Source organism: Herbidospora sakaeratensis (genome assembly GCF_001570525.1).
Classification (GTDB): Bacteria; Actinomycetota; Actinomycetes; order Streptosporangiales; family Streptosporangiaceae; genus Herbidospora; species Herbidospora sakaeratensis.
The window spans coordinates 62,349-76,480 of the sequence record NZ_BBXC01000020.1 but is presented as its reverse complement, the minus strand read 5'-3'; the positions used below and the strand labels follow the sequence as shown (position 1 = coordinate 76,480).

The 14,132-nt window shown below is 70.6% G+C and carries 14 protein-coding genes; 6 read left to right on the top strand and 8 right to left on the bottom strand.

The features are described 5' to 3' along the window. Nucleotides 1-118 precede the first annotated feature (118 nt). Complete coding sequence (locus AW271_RS30725) at nucleotides 119-1,072, bottom strand: SDR family oxidoreductase (protein WP_062341102.1); 954 nt, start codon at nucleotides 1,070-1,072, stop codon at nucleotides 119-121. A 59-nt stretch (nucleotides 1,073-1,131) separates the two neighbouring features. On the opposite strand from AW271_RS30725, the gene AW271_RS30720 reads away from it, so the two are divergent. Together AW271_RS30720 and AW271_RS30715 are read left to right on the top strand one after the other, a co-directional pair. Next, nucleotides 1,132-1,683 (top strand): TetR/AcrR family transcriptional regulator, encoded by a 552-nt coding sequence (locus tag AW271_RS30720; protein ID WP_062341101.1) that lies wholly within the window; start codon nucleotides 1,132-1,134, stop codon nucleotides 1,681-1,683. A 107-nt stretch (nucleotides 1,684-1,790) separates the two neighbouring features. Further along, complete coding sequence (locus tag AW271_RS30715) at nucleotides 1,791-2,234, top strand: ester cyclase (protein ID WP_062341100.1); 444 nt, start codon at nucleotides 1,791-1,793, stop codon at nucleotides 2,232-2,234. 51 nt (nucleotides 2,235-2,285) lie between these two features. On the opposite strand, the gene AW271_RS30710 is transcribed toward AW271_RS30715, so the two are convergent. The 4 genes from AW271_RS30710 to AW271_RS30695 all read right to left on the bottom strand — a co-directional run bounded on the left by AW271_RS30710 (nucleotide 2,286) and on the right by AW271_RS30695 (nucleotide 9,538). After that, on the bottom strand, nucleotides 2,286-3,344 hold the full coding sequence (locus AW271_RS30710; RefSeq protein WP_063818172.1) for a threonine synthase: 1,059 nt from the start codon (nucleotides 3,342-3,344) through the stop codon (nucleotides 2,286-2,288). Nucleotides 3,345-3,399: 55 nt separating this feature from the next. After that, nucleotides 3,400-7,749, bottom strand: a complete 4,350-nt coding sequence (locus AW271_RS30705) for a galactose-binding domain-containing protein (protein ID WP_062341098.1) — start codon at nucleotides 7,747-7,749, stop codon at nucleotides 3,400-3,402. A 179-nt stretch (nucleotides 7,750-7,928) separates the two neighbouring features. Then, nucleotides 7,929-8,564, bottom strand: coding sequence for a response regulator transcription factor (locus tag AW271_RS30700; RefSeq protein ID WP_062341097.1), 636 nt, complete (start codon nucleotides 8,562-8,564; stop codon nucleotides 7,929-7,931). After that, nucleotides 8,561-9,538 carry a sensor histidine kinase gene (locus AW271_RS30695; protein ID WP_062341096.1) on the bottom strand — a complete coding sequence of 326 codons (978 nt, stop codon included), beginning with the start codon at nucleotides 9,536-9,538 and terminating at the stop codon, nucleotides 8,561-8,563. The genes AW271_RS30700 and AW271_RS30695 overlap by 4 nt, the downstream gene beginning before the upstream one ends. Before the next feature lie 171 nt (nucleotides 9,539-9,709). Here AW271_RS30695 and AW271_RS30690 point away from each other — a divergent pair, with 171 nt between their 5' ends. After that, complete coding sequence (locus AW271_RS30690) at nucleotides 9,710-10,360, top strand: DUF2306 domain-containing protein (protein ID WP_062341095.1); 651 nt, start codon at nucleotides 9,710-9,712, stop codon at nucleotides 10,358-10,360. Here AW271_RS30690 and AW271_RS30685 read toward each other — a convergent pair. Further along, the gene (locus AW271_RS30685) at nucleotides 10,302-10,730 is read right to left on the bottom strand and encodes a hypothetical protein (protein WP_062341094.1); all 429 of its coding nucleotides are present in this window, start codon (nucleotides 10,728-10,730) and stop codon (nucleotides 10,302-10,304) included. The two genes, AW271_RS30690 and AW271_RS30685, sit on opposite strands and share 59 nt — an antisense overlap. A 58-nt stretch (nucleotides 10,731-10,788) precedes the next feature. Here AW271_RS30685 and AW271_RS30680 point away from each other — a divergent pair, with 58 nt between their 5' ends. Genes AW271_RS30680 through AW271_RS30670 form a run of 3 tightly spaced genes read left to right on the top strand, consistent with a single transcriptional unit; the run spans nucleotide 10,789 to nucleotide 12,816 of the window. Next, complete coding sequence (locus AW271_RS30680) at nucleotides 10,789-11,760, top strand: DUF6745 domain-containing protein (protein WP_062341093.1); 972 nt, start codon at nucleotides 10,789-10,791, stop codon at nucleotides 11,758-11,760. Then, a complete protein-coding gene (locus AW271_RS30675) occupies nucleotides 11,760-12,146 on the top strand; it encodes a DUF8820 family protein (protein ID WP_245653289.1) in 387 nt (128 codons plus the stop codon). Before AW271_RS30680 ends, AW271_RS30675 begins: the two co-directional genes overlap by 1 nt. Nucleotides 12,147-12,192: 46 nt before the next feature. Continuing rightward, nucleotides 12,193-12,816, top strand: coding sequence for a class I SAM-dependent methyltransferase (locus AW271_RS30670; RefSeq protein ID WP_062341091.1), 624 nt, complete (start codon nucleotides 12,193-12,195; stop codon nucleotides 12,814-12,816). On the opposite strand, the gene AW271_RS30665 is transcribed toward AW271_RS30670, so the two are convergent. Next, nucleotides 12,813-13,172 carry a PASTA domain-containing protein gene (locus AW271_RS30665; RefSeq protein ID WP_062341090.1) on the bottom strand — a complete coding sequence of 120 codons (360 nt, stop codon included), beginning with the start codon at nucleotides 13,170-13,172 and terminating at the stop codon, nucleotides 12,813-12,815. The two genes, AW271_RS30670 and AW271_RS30665, sit on opposite strands and share 4 nt — an antisense overlap. A 41-nt stretch (nucleotides 13,173-13,213) precedes the next feature. After that, complete coding sequence (locus AW271_RS30660) at nucleotides 13,214-13,981, bottom strand: putative protein N(5)-glutamine methyltransferase (RefSeq protein ID WP_062341089.1); 768 nt, start codon at nucleotides 13,979-13,981, stop codon at nucleotides 13,214-13,216. Between the last annotated feature and the right edge of the window lie 151 nt (nucleotides 13,982-14,132).

Here is a 14,132-nt window from a genome sequence, read left to right as displayed (position 1 = left end):
GTCGCCCGGGCAGCGCAGATCACCGGGGGTGGGGTGCGGGCCACGGTGACTGGGGCTCGCGAGCAACAGCAGTCGAATTATCCGACGTTGATCGTGGATACGTCCATAGGAGGATTTGTCAGACGTAGCCGCCTTCGATGAGGCTGCGGCCCGTGTCGGTGATGACGTCCTCGGTCGGGCGGGGGTTCCAGCCGAGCAGTGACCGGGCCTTGGCGTTCGACAGGTGCCGGATCCGGCCCACGTTCCTGGCCAGTTCGGCCATCCGGTCGTCGGTCTCGGCCAGTTTCCTGACCACCTCGTCCGGGAGGAGCTCGGTCGGGGTCGTCGCGCCGAGGCGCTCACGCAGGACCCGGGCGATGTGGGCCATCGACACCGCGTCGCCCGACGCCCCGATGAAGCGCTCCCCGGCCGCCTTCGGCGAGGTCATCGCGCGCAGATGGAGGTCGGCGGCGTCCCGGACGTCCACCATCCCGAACCACATGTTCGGGATGGCCGGCATGCTGCCGTCGAGCAGTCCGGCCAGGATCCTGATCGAGCTGGCGTAGCGCGGCCCGGTCACGGGGCCGAAGATGCCGGTCGGGTTGACCACGGTGAGTTCCATGGCTCCCCGGTCGAAGTCCCAGGCCGCGCGTTCGGCGATCACCTTCGACTTCGGGTAGGCCGCGATGTCCGCGTCGGGGCGGGTCCAGTCGTCCTCGGTGAAGGGCCGGTCGGTCTGCGGGTGCCCGTAGCCGATGGCGGCGAACGACGAGGTCACGACCGTCCGGCGCACTCCCGCGTCACGGGCCGCGCGCAGCACGCGCAGGGTGCCGTCACGGGCTGGGATGATCACCTCGTCCTCGTGGTCGGGCTGGGCCGCCGGCAGGGGGGAGGCGACGTGCAGGACGTAGTCGCACCCTGCCACGGCCTCGTCCCACCCCTCGTCGGACGTGAGGTCGGCGACGACCGAGGGCACGCCCTCGACGGGGGTGTGGCGGACGGTGGTCCGCACGTCGTAGCCGGCCTCTTGGGCGGCGGCGATGACGCGGGTGGCGAGGAAGCCGGTCCCGCCGGTGATCAGAACTGTTTCCATGCCGTCGACGATACAATAGAAAACGGACAGTCGAAAACGCGTTTTCGATAAGGAGTCTCATGCGCAGCCGCCTCACCGAGGAGCGCGAACACGAACTGCTCGGCATCGCCCTGGCTCTCGTCCGGGAGAAGGGCTACGACGAGGTGACCATCGACGACATCGCCAGGGCCGCCCGCGCGAGCACCGCGACGCTCTACCGGCGGTGGGGCGGCAAGGCGAAGATGGTCATCACCGCGGTGAAGGCGAGCAAGCCCGCCCGCCCCGAGGAGATCGACACCGGCAGCCTGCGGGGAGACCTGCTGGCGGCGACCCGCCGGGGGACCGTGCCCCGGCCGCTGACCGGCCTGGCCCAGGCGGTTTTGGTCGACGAGGAACTGCGGGCCGCCTTCCACGAGCTGATGATCGAGCCCGAGTTGGCGGTGTTGCGCCGGGCCCTGGAGCGGCACGTCGCGGCGGGCGAGATCGACCCCGGCAACCCGATCCTGACCATGGTCGACCGGCTGCTGATCGGGCCGCTGGTGGCCGAGGCGCTGTGGCTCGGCGACACGCCGGGGATGGCGGAGCGGCTCGTCGACGACGTGGTGCTGCCGCTGCTGACCCGCAAGGTCTGAGTTTGCCTTGGCGGGCATTCCGTGGAGCGTGGGCGACGGCCACGTGGGACGGTGTCTCCCGATCCGTGGGTAACGTGAGGTATGTCGTGACCAGGGAGGACATATCCATGGTTGACAAGTGGGCAACCAAACGCAGGCTCGCCGCGGCGATCAACGACCACGACTTGGCGCGGATGCGAGAGCTCTTCACCGACGACGCCACCTACGTCTCGCCTGCGGGAGTGGCCGAGGGACCCGAACAGATCCTCTGGCTTTACGAGCAGTTCTTCAGGGGATTCCCGGACCTCCACCTCGCCGTCTGGTACGAGGCCACCACCACCGACAATCCCTTGATGGTCGAGTGGACGGCGATCGGCACGCACACCGGGCCCTTCCTGCTGCCCGACGGCAGCGACCTGGCGCCGACGGGCCGCCGCATCACGCTGCGCGGCACCTGCGCCTCGTTCCTGGAGGACGGGAAGATCGCCACCCACCGGGAGTACTTCGACCAGCTGGAGCTCTACTCCCAGCTCGGCCTGCACCTGGAACCAGGCGAGTCCGCCGCGGCGTGATCCTCGCGGCGAATCGGCTCCGCGCCAGGACCGTCGGCCGAAGTGGGCAGGTCAGGCCGGTGACTTGAGGCCGGTCGCCGTGATCGGCACCAGCACCTTCCTGCCGTCGAGCCGTTCCCTCAGGCCCGTCAACCCCGCCAGGGCGATCGCCGACGTCGGTTCGGTGTAGACGCCGGCCAGGCGGAGGCGCGCGTGGGCCGTCCACAGGGCGGTGTCGTCGACGGCCAGAACGTCGGTCGCGTGCGCGATGATGGCCCGGCCCCTGGGTGGGTGGGCGATCTTGATGCCCTCCGCCGCAGTGTCGCCCACGACGACCTCGACCGGCTCGGTCCCGCCGGTCACCAGCGGCGCGCAGGCCGTCGACTGGATCGCGTAGATCTCCGGCACCCGGTCGGTCAGGCCCGCCGCCCGCAGGTCGGCGAAGCCGTGCGCGATGCCGAGCATCAGCGTCCCGGCCCCGACCGGCAGCACGACCGCGTCGGGCACCCCCATCTGCTCCCACGCCTCGAACGCGAAGGTCCGGGTGCCCGCGACGAACATCGGGTGCCAGGCGTGCGAGGCGTAGACGTCGCCGGTGACGCGGGCGTGTTCGACGGCCGCGTCGGCCACCGCCTGGCGGGTGCCGGGCACGGCGTGCAGCTCGGCGCCGTAGGCCGCGATCTGCTTCAGCTTCCCCGGCGACGCCGAGGCGGGCGCGAAGACGTGGCACTTGAGCCCGGCCCGCGCGCTGTACGCCGCCAGCGCCGCCCCGGCGTTCCCCGAGGAGTCGATCACGACCGACGACGCCCCGTGGGCCTTCAGCCACGACACCAGCACGGCGGTGCCCCGGTCCTTGAAGGAGCCCGTCGGCAGCGCCCCCTCCAGCTTGAGGGTCAGGTCGAGCCCGTCCCACGGCATCGGGACCAGCGGGGTGACCGGTTCGCCGAGCGAGATCGCGTCGACGGCCGGGAGCCAGTCGCGGTACCGCCACCCGCCCTCCCCGGAGGGCGACCCGTCGAGCGGGATCGGGGGCACGTCGAGCGCGCCTCCGCAGGAGGGGCAGGCCCAGGCCAGGGGGTCGGCGGCCACGTCGCAGGAGGAGCAGCGCAGGTCCATCGCATCAACGTACATAACGGAACCAGCCGTGAGCCCCCCGGGCCCACGGCTGGTTCTCGTTCCGAGAAGGTCAGTTGATGATGAACTGCGTGCCCGGCTGGCGGACGATGTCGCCGTCGGCCGAGTTGGTGATCGTCACGTTCGTGAGGGTCGCCGAGCCGCGGGCCCCGGACATCGCCAGGATGCCCGCGCCGTTGTTCGACTTGTCGATCCGCACGTTGGTGATCTGGGCGGTCACCTCACCGCCGCCCGTCTTGAACTGGATGCCGTCGTAGGTCGAGTCGACGATGTCGGTGTCCCGGATGGTCACGCCCGGGATGCCGGCGCCCTGTGCGAACAGGGTGATCGCGCCGAACTCCTGGTCTTCGTTCCAGAACGCCCCGCCGGTCCGGTAGAGGCCGTTGTTGGCGATCAGCGTCGTCCCGGTGAAGGGGATCGGGTCGTGGTCGGTCGCCAGCATGATGCCGGGGTAGTTCGCGGTGTCGTAGATCAGGTTGTTCTCGATCTTGTTGCCGAAGCCGCCGTAGACCGCGATGCCGTTGGCGCGCCAGGGCAACTGGATCGTGTTGTTGATGAACTGGTTGTTCGAGCCGATGTCGACCGACTGGTCCTTGACGTACTTGGACGCCCACACGGCCAGCGCGTCGTCGCCGGTGGTCCGGAACGAGCTGTTGAACACCTTGGAGTTGCGGGTGCCGTTGGCGAAGTTGATGCCGTCGGCGTAGGTGTTGCGGATGCGCATGCCGCTGAACTCCACCCCGATGCCGGGCCCCCACAGTTCGGGGATGTTCGTGTAGTCGCGACCGGCCCAGACGCCCACGTTCGCGTGCTCGATCCAGACGTTCGTGATCTTGGTGTTCTGGCCGAAGCGGCCGTTCAGGCCCACGCCGCCCTCGGCGCCGCCGGGTCCGCCGCGGATGCGGCCCGAGCCGAAGATCGCGATGTCGGAGATCTGGGTGTTGTTGTCGATGTCGAAGCCGAAGTTGCCCTCGTGCGGGTGGTTGATGCCGCCCTGGACCAGGTGCGGTTCGACGGTCGTGTAGAGCTGCGAGTGCCACATGCCGGCGCCGCGGATCGTCACGTTGCTGATGCCGACCTGGTTGTGGTTGCCGCGGTTCAGCGGGTCGTCGGTCAGGATCTTCTGCTCCTGCCGCCACTGGCCCGCCGGGATCCACACGCAGCTGATGACGCCGTTCTGGTCGTCGGTGACCGCGCGCTGGATCGCCTGGGTGTCGTCGTTGCCGTCGTTCGGGACGGCGCCGTACTGAGTGATGCTGGTGCAGCCCGAGGGCTGGCTCAGCGGGGGAGCGACCTGCTCCAGGTCGATCAGGTCGATGATGTAGAACGCGGCGTCGTCGGTGGCGTCCCGCTGGAGGCGGAACTTGGTGCCGACCGGGTAGCTCTGGCTGAGCAGCGCGTTCGACTCGTCGAACAGGCGTCGCGCGTCGCCGCCGGGGTTCTGGGTGAGGCCCTCGGGGTCGTCGGTCGAGCCGTACAGCCAGGAGTGCTTCGAGCTCAGGGTGATCTTCCGGTTGAACGTGCCGTTGATGTAGAGGCTGATCGTCTTGTCCTGGCCGCCGCCGGAGGCGGCGTCCGGGATCGAGTTGCGGATGACGATCGAGTTCGACGGCACGGTCGAGGTGAACTCGACGTACTGGCCGGTGCTGTTCAGGCGGACCGAGCTGCGGCCGCTCGACTCCGAGGCGAAGTTCGTGTGCCCGAAGGTGCGCAGCGCGTCGGCGGTCAGGACCGTCCCGTTGTGCTGAGCGGCCTCGGCCTCGTACTCGGTGTACGGCACCGCGGCGCCGCGCCCGACCACGATGGCCTGCGTGAACGTGTTGTTCGACTCGTTGGTCTCGGTGACCGCGCCGGTGGCGTCGGCCGTGGCGGTGATGGTCGCGCCGCCGCTGGTGGCCGTCCAGGTTCCGCTGATCGAGACGGTGGCCGTGGCCCCCGCCGCGATCGTGCCGGTGGAACCGTTCAGGGTGGCCGAGCCGACCGTGACGCGGGTGGTGCTCGCGCCCGCCGGGTCGATGCCGCGGTTGTGGACCGAGACGGTGAAGCTGACGGCCTGGCCGACGGCCGGGTTGGCCGGGTTGGACGTCACGCCGGTGACCTGCAGGTCGGGGCCGGGGGCCTGGGCGACCGTGAGCTGGGTCGGTGCGGTGAAGGTGTTGTTGGCCTCGTTCTGCTCGAACACGGTGCCGTCGGCGTCGACCGTCGCGGCGACCGCGTAGGTGCCCTGCGGGCGGGCGCCGACGTTCTGGGTGAACGTGGCCTGCGCGCCGGCCGCCAGGGCCGGGATGCTGACCGTGCCGACGAGGCTGCCGCCCACAGTGACGTTCACGCTGTCGGCCGGGGAGGCCGAGGTGCCGTTGTTGCGGACCGTGCCGGTGACGGTGATCGCCTGCGTCTCGTTGGGCGAGGTGGGCGACCAGCTCAGCGCGGTGACCTGGAGGTCGGGGTTGGGCGCCGGGGTGCCGAACACCTGGAACTCGGCGATCTGGCCCGCCGGGGCGCCGGTGTTGCTGGTGATCCGGAGCTGCACGTCGGCCGTGGTCGCGGTGACCGGGATCGTCACCGTGTTCTGCGCGGCCGGGTTGAAGGTGTAGCCGGTCGCGCCGACCAGGCTGGTGTAGGTCGTCGCGGCCTGGTCACGGCCGAACACCTGGACGTTCTGGGTACGCGAGCCCCACGCCGACGACGGGTTCAGCTTCAGCACCACCGAGGTGATGTTGGCGTTCGACCCGAGCTTCACCGTCAGCACGCTGGGCCAGACGCCGGACGCGCCCTCCCAGTAGGTGTCGAGGTTGTTGTCGTTGGCGTTGGCCGCCACGAACGTGTGCACGTGGCCCGACTCGGTGATCTCCTTGCCCTGGGCCAGGTTCGTGCCGGTGGGCGGGTTGCTGCCCGTGCGGGTCACCGAGTTGCTCAGCGGGCCGTTGTTGCCGGCCGCGTCCTTCGCCCGCACCTGGTAGCTGACGGTGACCGTGGCGGGCTGGTTGTCGGTGTAGGTGAGCGAACCGGCGCCGACCTGCGCGAGGTAGTTGCCGTCGCGGAAGATCTCGTAGCCGGCCACGCCGACGTTGTCGGTCGCGGCGCCCCAGGCGAGGCGGATCTGACCGGCGGCGGGCTCGGTGTAGCTCAGCGTGCCCGGCGCGGAGGGCGCCTGGGTGTCGCCGCCCGACTGGCCCTGGCGGGTCACCGCGTTGCTGTTGCCGGAGGTGTTCCCCGCGGCGTCGCGGGCGCGCACCGTGTAGGTCACCGTGGCGGTCGAGGGCTGGGTGTCGGTGTACGTCAGCACGTTGCCCGCGACGGTGGTGATGGAGGTCCCGTTGCGGAAGACCTCGTAGCCGGTCACCGCGACGTTGTCGGTCGAGGCGCCCCAGGCGAGCCTGATCTGGTTGGCGGCCGGCTCGGTGAAGCTCAGGGTGCCCGGGGTGGAGGGCGCCTGGGTGTCACCGGGGGTCGTGGGCCCGTAGACCTCGAACTCGGAGATCTGCCCGGCGGCCCAGCCGGTGTTGCCGGTGATGTTCAGGCGCACGTACCGGGTCGAGGTCGCGGTGAAGTTGATCGTCACCGTGTTGCCCGTGGCCGGGTTGAACGTGTAGCCCGCCGACCCGACGATGTCGGAGAAGCTCGACCCGTTCGTGCTGCCCTGGACGGCCAGCGTCTGGGTGCGGGTGGCCCAGCCGGAGGCGGGGAGCTTCAGCACCACCCGGTTGACCGAGGTGGACGCGCCGAGGTCGACCTGGAGCCACTCGGGGAAGACGTTGTTGTTGCTCTCCCAGTAGGTGGCCTGGTTGTTGTCGTTCGCGTTCGAAGCGACGTAATTCTGCGACACGGAGCTGCCGGTCATCGTACGGCCGGAAGCAAGATTGCCGCCGGTGTTGCCGCCGCCGTCGGTGGCGTAGATCTCGAACTCCGAGATCTGGGCGGCCGGCCAGCCGGTGTTGGCGGTGACGTTGACCCGCCAGTAGCGGTGCGTGGCCGAGCCGAAGTTGATCGTGACGGAGTTCCCCGTGGCCGGGTTGAACGTGTAGTTCGCCGAGGCCACGACGGTGGAGAAGGAGTTGCCGTCGGAACTGCCCTGGACGGTCAGCGTCTGGGTGCGGGTCTGCCAGGCGGACGCGCCGGGCACCTTGAGCACGATCTGGTCCACGGCGGTGGCACTGCCGAGGTCGATGCGCGCCCACTGCGGGAAGCTGTTGTTGACGCTCTCCCAGTAGGTCGACTGGTTGCCGTCGTTGAGGGCGGAGGCGGTCTGACCTGCGGTGGCGCTGGAGACCGCAGTGGCCTTGCCCAACGACAGGTTGGGTCCGCCGGCGGCGGACGCGGGCGGGGCGAGGAGCCCAGACGCGACAAGGCCGGCGGCGACGACGGTCGCCACCAGCCTCAAAGGTCCGTGCAGCTTTCTCATTCGCGTTCTTCTCTCGTCAGGGTCGACAGGTGGAGACACGGATGGGGGCGGGAGCACGGACGCAGTGCATTCCCTGAAGAGTTGCGAGAAACAGAAAGAAATTAGACGACAAATTGCAAGATTCTTGCGTAGTGCTGGTCGAATGTTACATATGTGCTACGGGGTCGTCAATGTTCCTGTCACCTGCGGATGAAGCCGCTGCGGTAGGCCCAGACGACCGCCTGCGTCCGGTCGCGGACGCCCAGCTTGGTGAGAATGCCCTTGATATGGGTCTTGACGGTCTCCACCGAGACCTTCATGGCGGCGGCGATCTCGGCGTTCGACCGGCCGTCGGCGAGCGCGGTGAGCACCTCGGCCTCCCGCTCGGTCAGGCCGTGCTCCACCGAGGCGGGCCGGGCGGCGAGGATGCCCATCAGCCGCCGGGTGACCGTGGGCGCCAGCAGCCCGTCGCCGCGCGCGACCGTCCGCACGGCGGCGACGATCTCCGCCGGGGCGGCCCGCTTCAGCAGGAACCCGTCGGCGCCCGCCCTGATGGCCCGGTCGACGACCTCGTCCTGGTCGAACGTGGTCAGCACCAGCACCCTCGGCCGGGGCGCCGGCCAGCCGGTGATCGTGCGGGTGGCCGCGACGCCGTCGTGGCCGGGCATCCGGACGTCCATCAGCACGACGTCGGGCCGGTGCAGCCGGGCCTGGTAGACGGCCTCCAGCCCGTCGCCGGCGACCCCGGCGACGGTCATGCCGGGCTCGGCCCCGAGCAGGACCGCCAGCACCTGCCGCACCAGCGGATCGTCGTCGGCGATGACCAGCTTGATCACGCCGGCAGGACCGCCCTGACCCGGAACCCGGTGGCGTTCGGCCCGGCGACGAGGGTCCCGCCCTCGGCCTCGGCACGCGCCCGCATGTTCGCCAGCCCCCGCCCCGGCACCGGCTCGGCGAACCGCCCCTCGTTGCGCACGTCGATCACCACGCCCGTGCCCTTGCGCCCGATGACCACCGAGATCCGGCCGCCGGCGGTGTGCCGCAGCGCGTTCGTCACCGCCTCCTGGACGATCCGGTACCCGTTGGTCGTCAGCGGCACGTCACCGGCGTCGAGGATCAGCTCCCGCCCGGCCGCCCGCACCCGCGCGGCGAGGGTGCCGAGCTCAATCGACGGGTCGAGCACGTGCAGCAGCCGGTCGAGCTCGTCGAGCGCCCCGCGCCCGAGCTCCTCGATGTGCCCGAGCGCCTGCTCCCCGAACGAGGGCACCTGCCGGCCGACCCCGGCCTGCATGACCATGACGTTCACGGTGTGCCCGAGTGAGTCGTGCAGTTCCCGCGCCAGCCGGACGCGCTCCTCCATCAGCACCACGGCCCGCCGGTTCCACGCCGCCATGCCCGCAGTGGTCGACAGGAACAGGCACATCGCCACCCCCGCCACGTCGTTCGCCTCCGGCAGGCAGCGGTCGAACACCGCCCAGCCCGCCACGGCGGCCAGCGTGAGCACCACGCCGTGCGCCCGCCGCCGGTCGAGCGAGTGGAACGTGAACACCGCGATCCAGGCCGTCCACTGGACGAACACCACGGAGTACCCGGCCGCCGCGTTGACCGAAAGGAGCACCCCTTCGAACACCAGCACCGCGAGCGGCGCCTTCGTCCGCCACAGGAAACCCAGCGCGGCCACGACCGGCAGCACGAGGCCGAGCACGTCGGGCCGCCGGTAGAGCGGGCCGGGTTCGACGAGCAGGGTGACGACCACCCCGCCGGCGAGCAGCGCGGCGGCGAGCAGCACGTCGCCCCTCGTCGGCCGCATCGAGGACGTCCTTCCGGTGACGGCGCGCGGGCGCCGGGCAGCCCCGCCGGGTGCCCGCGCGCCGTCGGCACAGGGAGACATTTCTGGATTCATTCTCCGAGGGCCGTCGCCGCCACGCCTCCCTCCACAGAGGGAGGTGACCTCCTCCGACTCGTCCTTAGCCTCTCCTCCGTGAAGACGACCGCGTACTGGTGGTTCCTGCTGACGGCGGTGGCCGTCGCCGTGTTCTTTCCGCTGCCCTACCTGCTCAACTCCCTTGAGAGCATGTCCGACGACGGCTCGCTCGCCGCGACCTACGCCCCCCAGGGCGCGGCGATCCGGGCCGCCTTCTACGCGCACATCGTGTTCGGCGGCCTGGCGCTGCTGCTGTCGCCGTTCCAGTTCGCCGCCCGGATCAGGAACCGCCTCCCCGTCGTGCATCGGGTCGCCGGCCGGATCGCCCTGGTGTCGATCCTGGTCGCGGGGGTGTCGGGGGCGGTCATCGCGCCGCTCAACTCGGCCGGCGCGATCGGCACGGCCGGGTTCGGGTCGCTGGCGGTGTTGTGGGTGGCGTTCGCCGTCATGGCGTTCGCGGCCATCCGGAAGGGCGACGTCGAGGCGCACCGAGGCTGGGCCACGCGGGTGTTCGCGCTGACCTACGCGGGGGTGATGCTGCGGTTGTGGCTGGTGGTGCTGATGCCCGCGCTGGGGTCGTTCGAGGCGGCGTACGCCATCGTGCCGTTCCTCTGCTGGGTGCCGAACCTGGTCGTGGCCGAGTGGTTCGTCAGGCGATCCCGTAGATCGCCAGGAAGAGCCGCAGGCGCGGTACGTCCTCTCGCGTGAGCAGCCCGTCGAGCATGGCCATGGCGGGCGCCCGGTCGCGTCCGGCCAGGCGCTTGCGCAGCAGCGGCGGGATCGCCCGGTTCAGCTCGGCGAGCGCGAGCGTGCGGATCTCGCCGTCGGCCCGCTCGGCGATGTCGAGCAGCCGCAGCACGGCCTCGTCGTCCTCGGCGGGCGGGCGCACGCTGGCCCGCCAGGCCGCGATGGCCGAGATGCCGGCGGCGAGGGAGGAGATGAGGGCGCTCATCGAGGTCACCACACCCGAGCCGACCCCGAACGACGTCATCGTCTGCGACGTCAGCGTGCCGAACGAGATGACCCCGGCGACGATGACGAGCCCGAGGATGAGATAAATCGTTAAGTTCGAGCGCATTTGATCAGGTTATGATCGAAAACATGATCGTTGGAAAGGACGACACCACCCCCATCCGGTGAGTGTCCCGACGCGGCGAGACGCCGCCTCCATCCGCGAAGAATGGCTCCGGGTCGCCCTGTCGACCGAGCCCGCCGACCGCCCCGAAGCCGAAGCGGCCATCGCCGGCCTCTACCGGCTGAACGGGCTTCCCCCGCCCGGCTTCCACTGGGTCTCCTCGCCTCCCGAGTTCCCTCCCGGGGCGCTGACGCGCCTGTTCGAAGCCCGGCGCCACACCATGACGCGCGACCTCGACGCCGGTCTGCCGGTCACCAGGAACCGCAGGGAGCAGGTCGCCCGGACCGTCCGATGGCCGTTGGCCCGCAGCCGCCTGCCATTCCGGCTGGTCGTGTACGACCACGACCGCGAGTGGCGAGACGTCCACGACGTGTCCTGGCTGGCCGAATACGACTGCCTGCCCTGGGTGCCCGGGGTCGAGGGCATCGACCTGTGGGAACGGGCCGCCCGCGCGGGCGGCTGGTGGTTGCCCTACCGCCACGTGTGCGTGGTGGTCGACCGGCCGCGCGTCGTCCACACCCAGCCGGGGCCGGAAGCCGGGCAGGTGGTCCTCCACCGGGAGGACGGACCGGCCGTCGTCTACCGCGACGGCTCCGGCGGCTACGCCTGGCGCGGCACGACCGTGCCGCCCTGGGTGATCGAGCACCCGACGGCCGACCGCGTCACGAACGAACCCGACCCGGAGATCCGGCTCGCCGCGATCCAGCGTTTGGGCTGGCCCGAGTACCTCGACCGGACCGCCGCGCGGCTCATCGCGACCGCCCCCGACCCGGGCAACGACGCCGAGTTGCGCCTCTACGACGCCCGTGACCACCGGGTCCTGGTGGTCGTCAACGGGACCGTCGAACGCGACGGCACCCGCCGCCGCTACGGGCTGATCGTCCCCGACGACAGCGCCGACCCGGTCGAGGCCGCCGCCTGGACCTACGGAATCACCGCCCCGCTCTACCAACAGCTCGTGAGGAGGACATGATGATCACACTCGACGCCCTGTCCGCGCGTACCGGACGAACCTTCGACGACCACCTCGACCGGAGCCTGACCATCCCGGTCCTCGACGGACTCCAGGCCCAGGGAGACCTCCTAGTCATGCCGGCCGTCCTGGTGGGGGCCTCCGACTGGCGGCCGGTGCCGCCGGAGGGGATCGTCCTGCTCGACGGCGTCCACCCGCACGTGCTGGTGGCCGACCCCGGCACCTGCCTCTGGACGGACGGCCCGGACGGCCCGGCGTTCGCAGCCCCCGCCCCCGTCTACCTGATGCACCCCGAACACGGGGCGACCGGGCTCGCGCCCGGCCGTTACGTGACCCGCCGCCAGCGCGAATGGCGGAGAAGGGTCGAGCTGCCGGTCTTCGACTGACCCCAAGGGCGGGCCGGCCGGTCCGGTCCGCCCTTAGGGTGCCGGTGTGCCCGACTTCCTCACCGAAACCCGCGCCGGATACGACGCCCTCGTCGCCGAATACGTCGGCCTGTTCATGGACGACCTGAAGACCAACCCGTTCGACCAGTCCGTGCTGGGGCTGTTCGCCGACCTGGTGCCGCCGGGCAAGGTTCTGGAGGCCGGCTGCGGGCCGGGCCGGGTGACCTCCTGGCTGCACCGGCGCGGCCTGGACATCTCGGGCGTCGATCTGTCGCCCGGAATGCTCGCCCACGCTCGGGCGACGTTTCCCGACATCGAGTTCGCCGAGGGCGACATGCGCTCCCTCGACCTGCCCGACGCGTCGCTGAGCGGCCTGCTCGCCTGGTATTCGATCATCCACATTCCGGCCGAACTGCTCCCCGGCGTCTTCGCCGAGTTCCGCCGGGTGCTCGCGCCGGGCGGCCTGCTCCTGGTCGCCTTCCAGGTCGGCGACGAGATCCGCCGCATCCGGGACATCGACTTCCGCCGCCTCGACCCGGACACGATCGCGGGCCTGCTCGACGAGGCCGGGTTCACGCCGGTCGCCCGCGGCCGGTGGGAACCGCGTGACACGGAGACGGCCCCGCAGGGCTGGCTGCTCGTCCGCGCCGGCCAAGCGGTGCTCGGTTAATTGTCGGTGTGCAGGGTGATCCGGGAGGAGAAGGGCACCTCGCTGCCCGCCGCCGGGTCCTGCCGGGTGACGAACCGCGACTCGTCGTCGAACGTCACCCGGCTCCGGTCGAGCAGCCAGAAGCCCGCGCCCTGCAACTCCGCGACGGCCTCCGGCCACTTCAGGCCGGTCACGTCGGGCAGCGTGCCGCCCTTCCTGACCAGCTGTTCCCGGGCTTCGGCCCGGCTGGCGTAGTAGCCGTCGACGGAACCGATCAGCACACCGCACCCGCCGACGAGAATGACGGTCGCGAGCACCACGGCCATGATCACGGAGGAGCGGTCGCGCTCGCGGAGCGGCGGGGCGGTGTCGTTCATGGAGACAATCTGACGTTGTTGGGCACGGGCCGAAATACCTGTTACCGAATCGGCATTTGCCCGACGATGACAGTCGCGTCAAGCTCCGCGGAAGAGGTGATGAAGGGCTCCATGCCGGCCTTCAGCACCGCAGCGCACGCGCCGGCCGCCTGCTCCTCCGAGGTCTCGACGAGGACCGATCCGCCCGGCGCCAGCCACTCGGGCGCCAGCCTGATCACCCGCCTGATCAGCGCCAACCCGTCTTCGCCCCCGTCGAGGGCGACCAGAGGCTCGTGCAGCCGCGCCTCGGGCGGGAGATAGTCGACCTCGTCGGTCGGCACGTAGGGCGCGTTGGCCACCAGCACGTCGATGCGCCCCCGCAGGAGGAGCGGCAGCGCCTGGTAGAGGTCGCCCTGGTGGATCAGTGCCTGCGGCACGTTGCGCCGGGCGCACGCGACGGCCGCCGGGTCGATGTCGGAGACGTGCAGGATCACTCCGGGCACCTCGGCGGCGACGGCGGCCCCCACGGCCCCCGTCCCGCAGCAGAGATCGACGACGACCGACCCCGGCCGGGCCCGCGCGACGGCCTCGCCGGCCAGGAACTCGGTGCGCCGCCGGGGCACGAAGACCCCGGGGTCGACGGCGACGCGCAGATCGCGGAACCGGGCCCAGCCCAGCACCTGTTCGAGAGGGAGCCCCGCCACCCGCTGGCCGACCATGCGGCGCAGGTCTTCGGGAGAGTCGGCGGTGGAGAGGATCAGCCGTGCTTCGTCTTCGGCGAAGACGCATCCGGCGGAGCGGAGTTCGGAGACGACTGAGGAGAGGGACACGAGACCTGCCTTCCTGGGCGGAACTGGGCGGGAATGGGTCTCACCTCCTCAAGTCAGAGCTCTCTACGAAACGCCATCACCCTACCGCACGCCCGGCAAGCCGCCGAAAACGGGTGGGCGAATTGAACGGTGATCTGTACCGTCTTTAACG

Coding starts and splice junctions, on each gene's coding strand:
- AW271_RS30725 (WP_062341102.1), bottom strand. CDS start 1,072: ATGGAAACAGTTCTGATCACCGGCGGGACCGGCTTCCTCGCCACCCGC.
- AW271_RS30720 (WP_062341101.1), top strand. CDS start 1,132: ATGCGCAGCCGCCTCACCGAGGAGCGCGAACACGAACTGCTCGGCATC.
- AW271_RS30675 (WP_245653289.1), top strand. CDS start 11,760: ATGATCACACTCGACGCCCTGTCCGCGCGTACCGGACGAACCTTCGAC.
- AW271_RS30710 (WP_063818172.1), bottom strand. CDS start 3,344: ATGTACGTTGATGCGATGGACCTGCGCTGCTCCTCCTGCGACGTGGCC.
- AW271_RS30715 (WP_062341100.1), top strand. CDS start 1,791: ATGGTTGACAAGTGGGCAACCAAACGCAGGCTCGCCGCGGCGATCAAC.
- AW271_RS30665 (WP_062341090.1), bottom strand. CDS start 13,172: ATGAACGACACCGCCCCGCCGCTCCGCGAGCGCGACCGCTCCTCCGTG.
- AW271_RS30705 (WP_062341098.1), bottom strand. CDS start 7,749: ATGAGAAAGCTGCACGGACCTTTGAGGCTGGTGGCGACCGTCGTCGCC.
- AW271_RS30685 (WP_062341094.1), bottom strand. CDS start 10,730: ATGCGCTCGAACTTAACGATTTATCTCATCCTCGGGCTCGTCATCGTC.
- AW271_RS30695 (WP_062341096.1), bottom strand. CDS start 9,538: ATGCGGCCGACGAGGGGCGACGTGCTGCTCGCCGCCGCGCTGCTCGCC.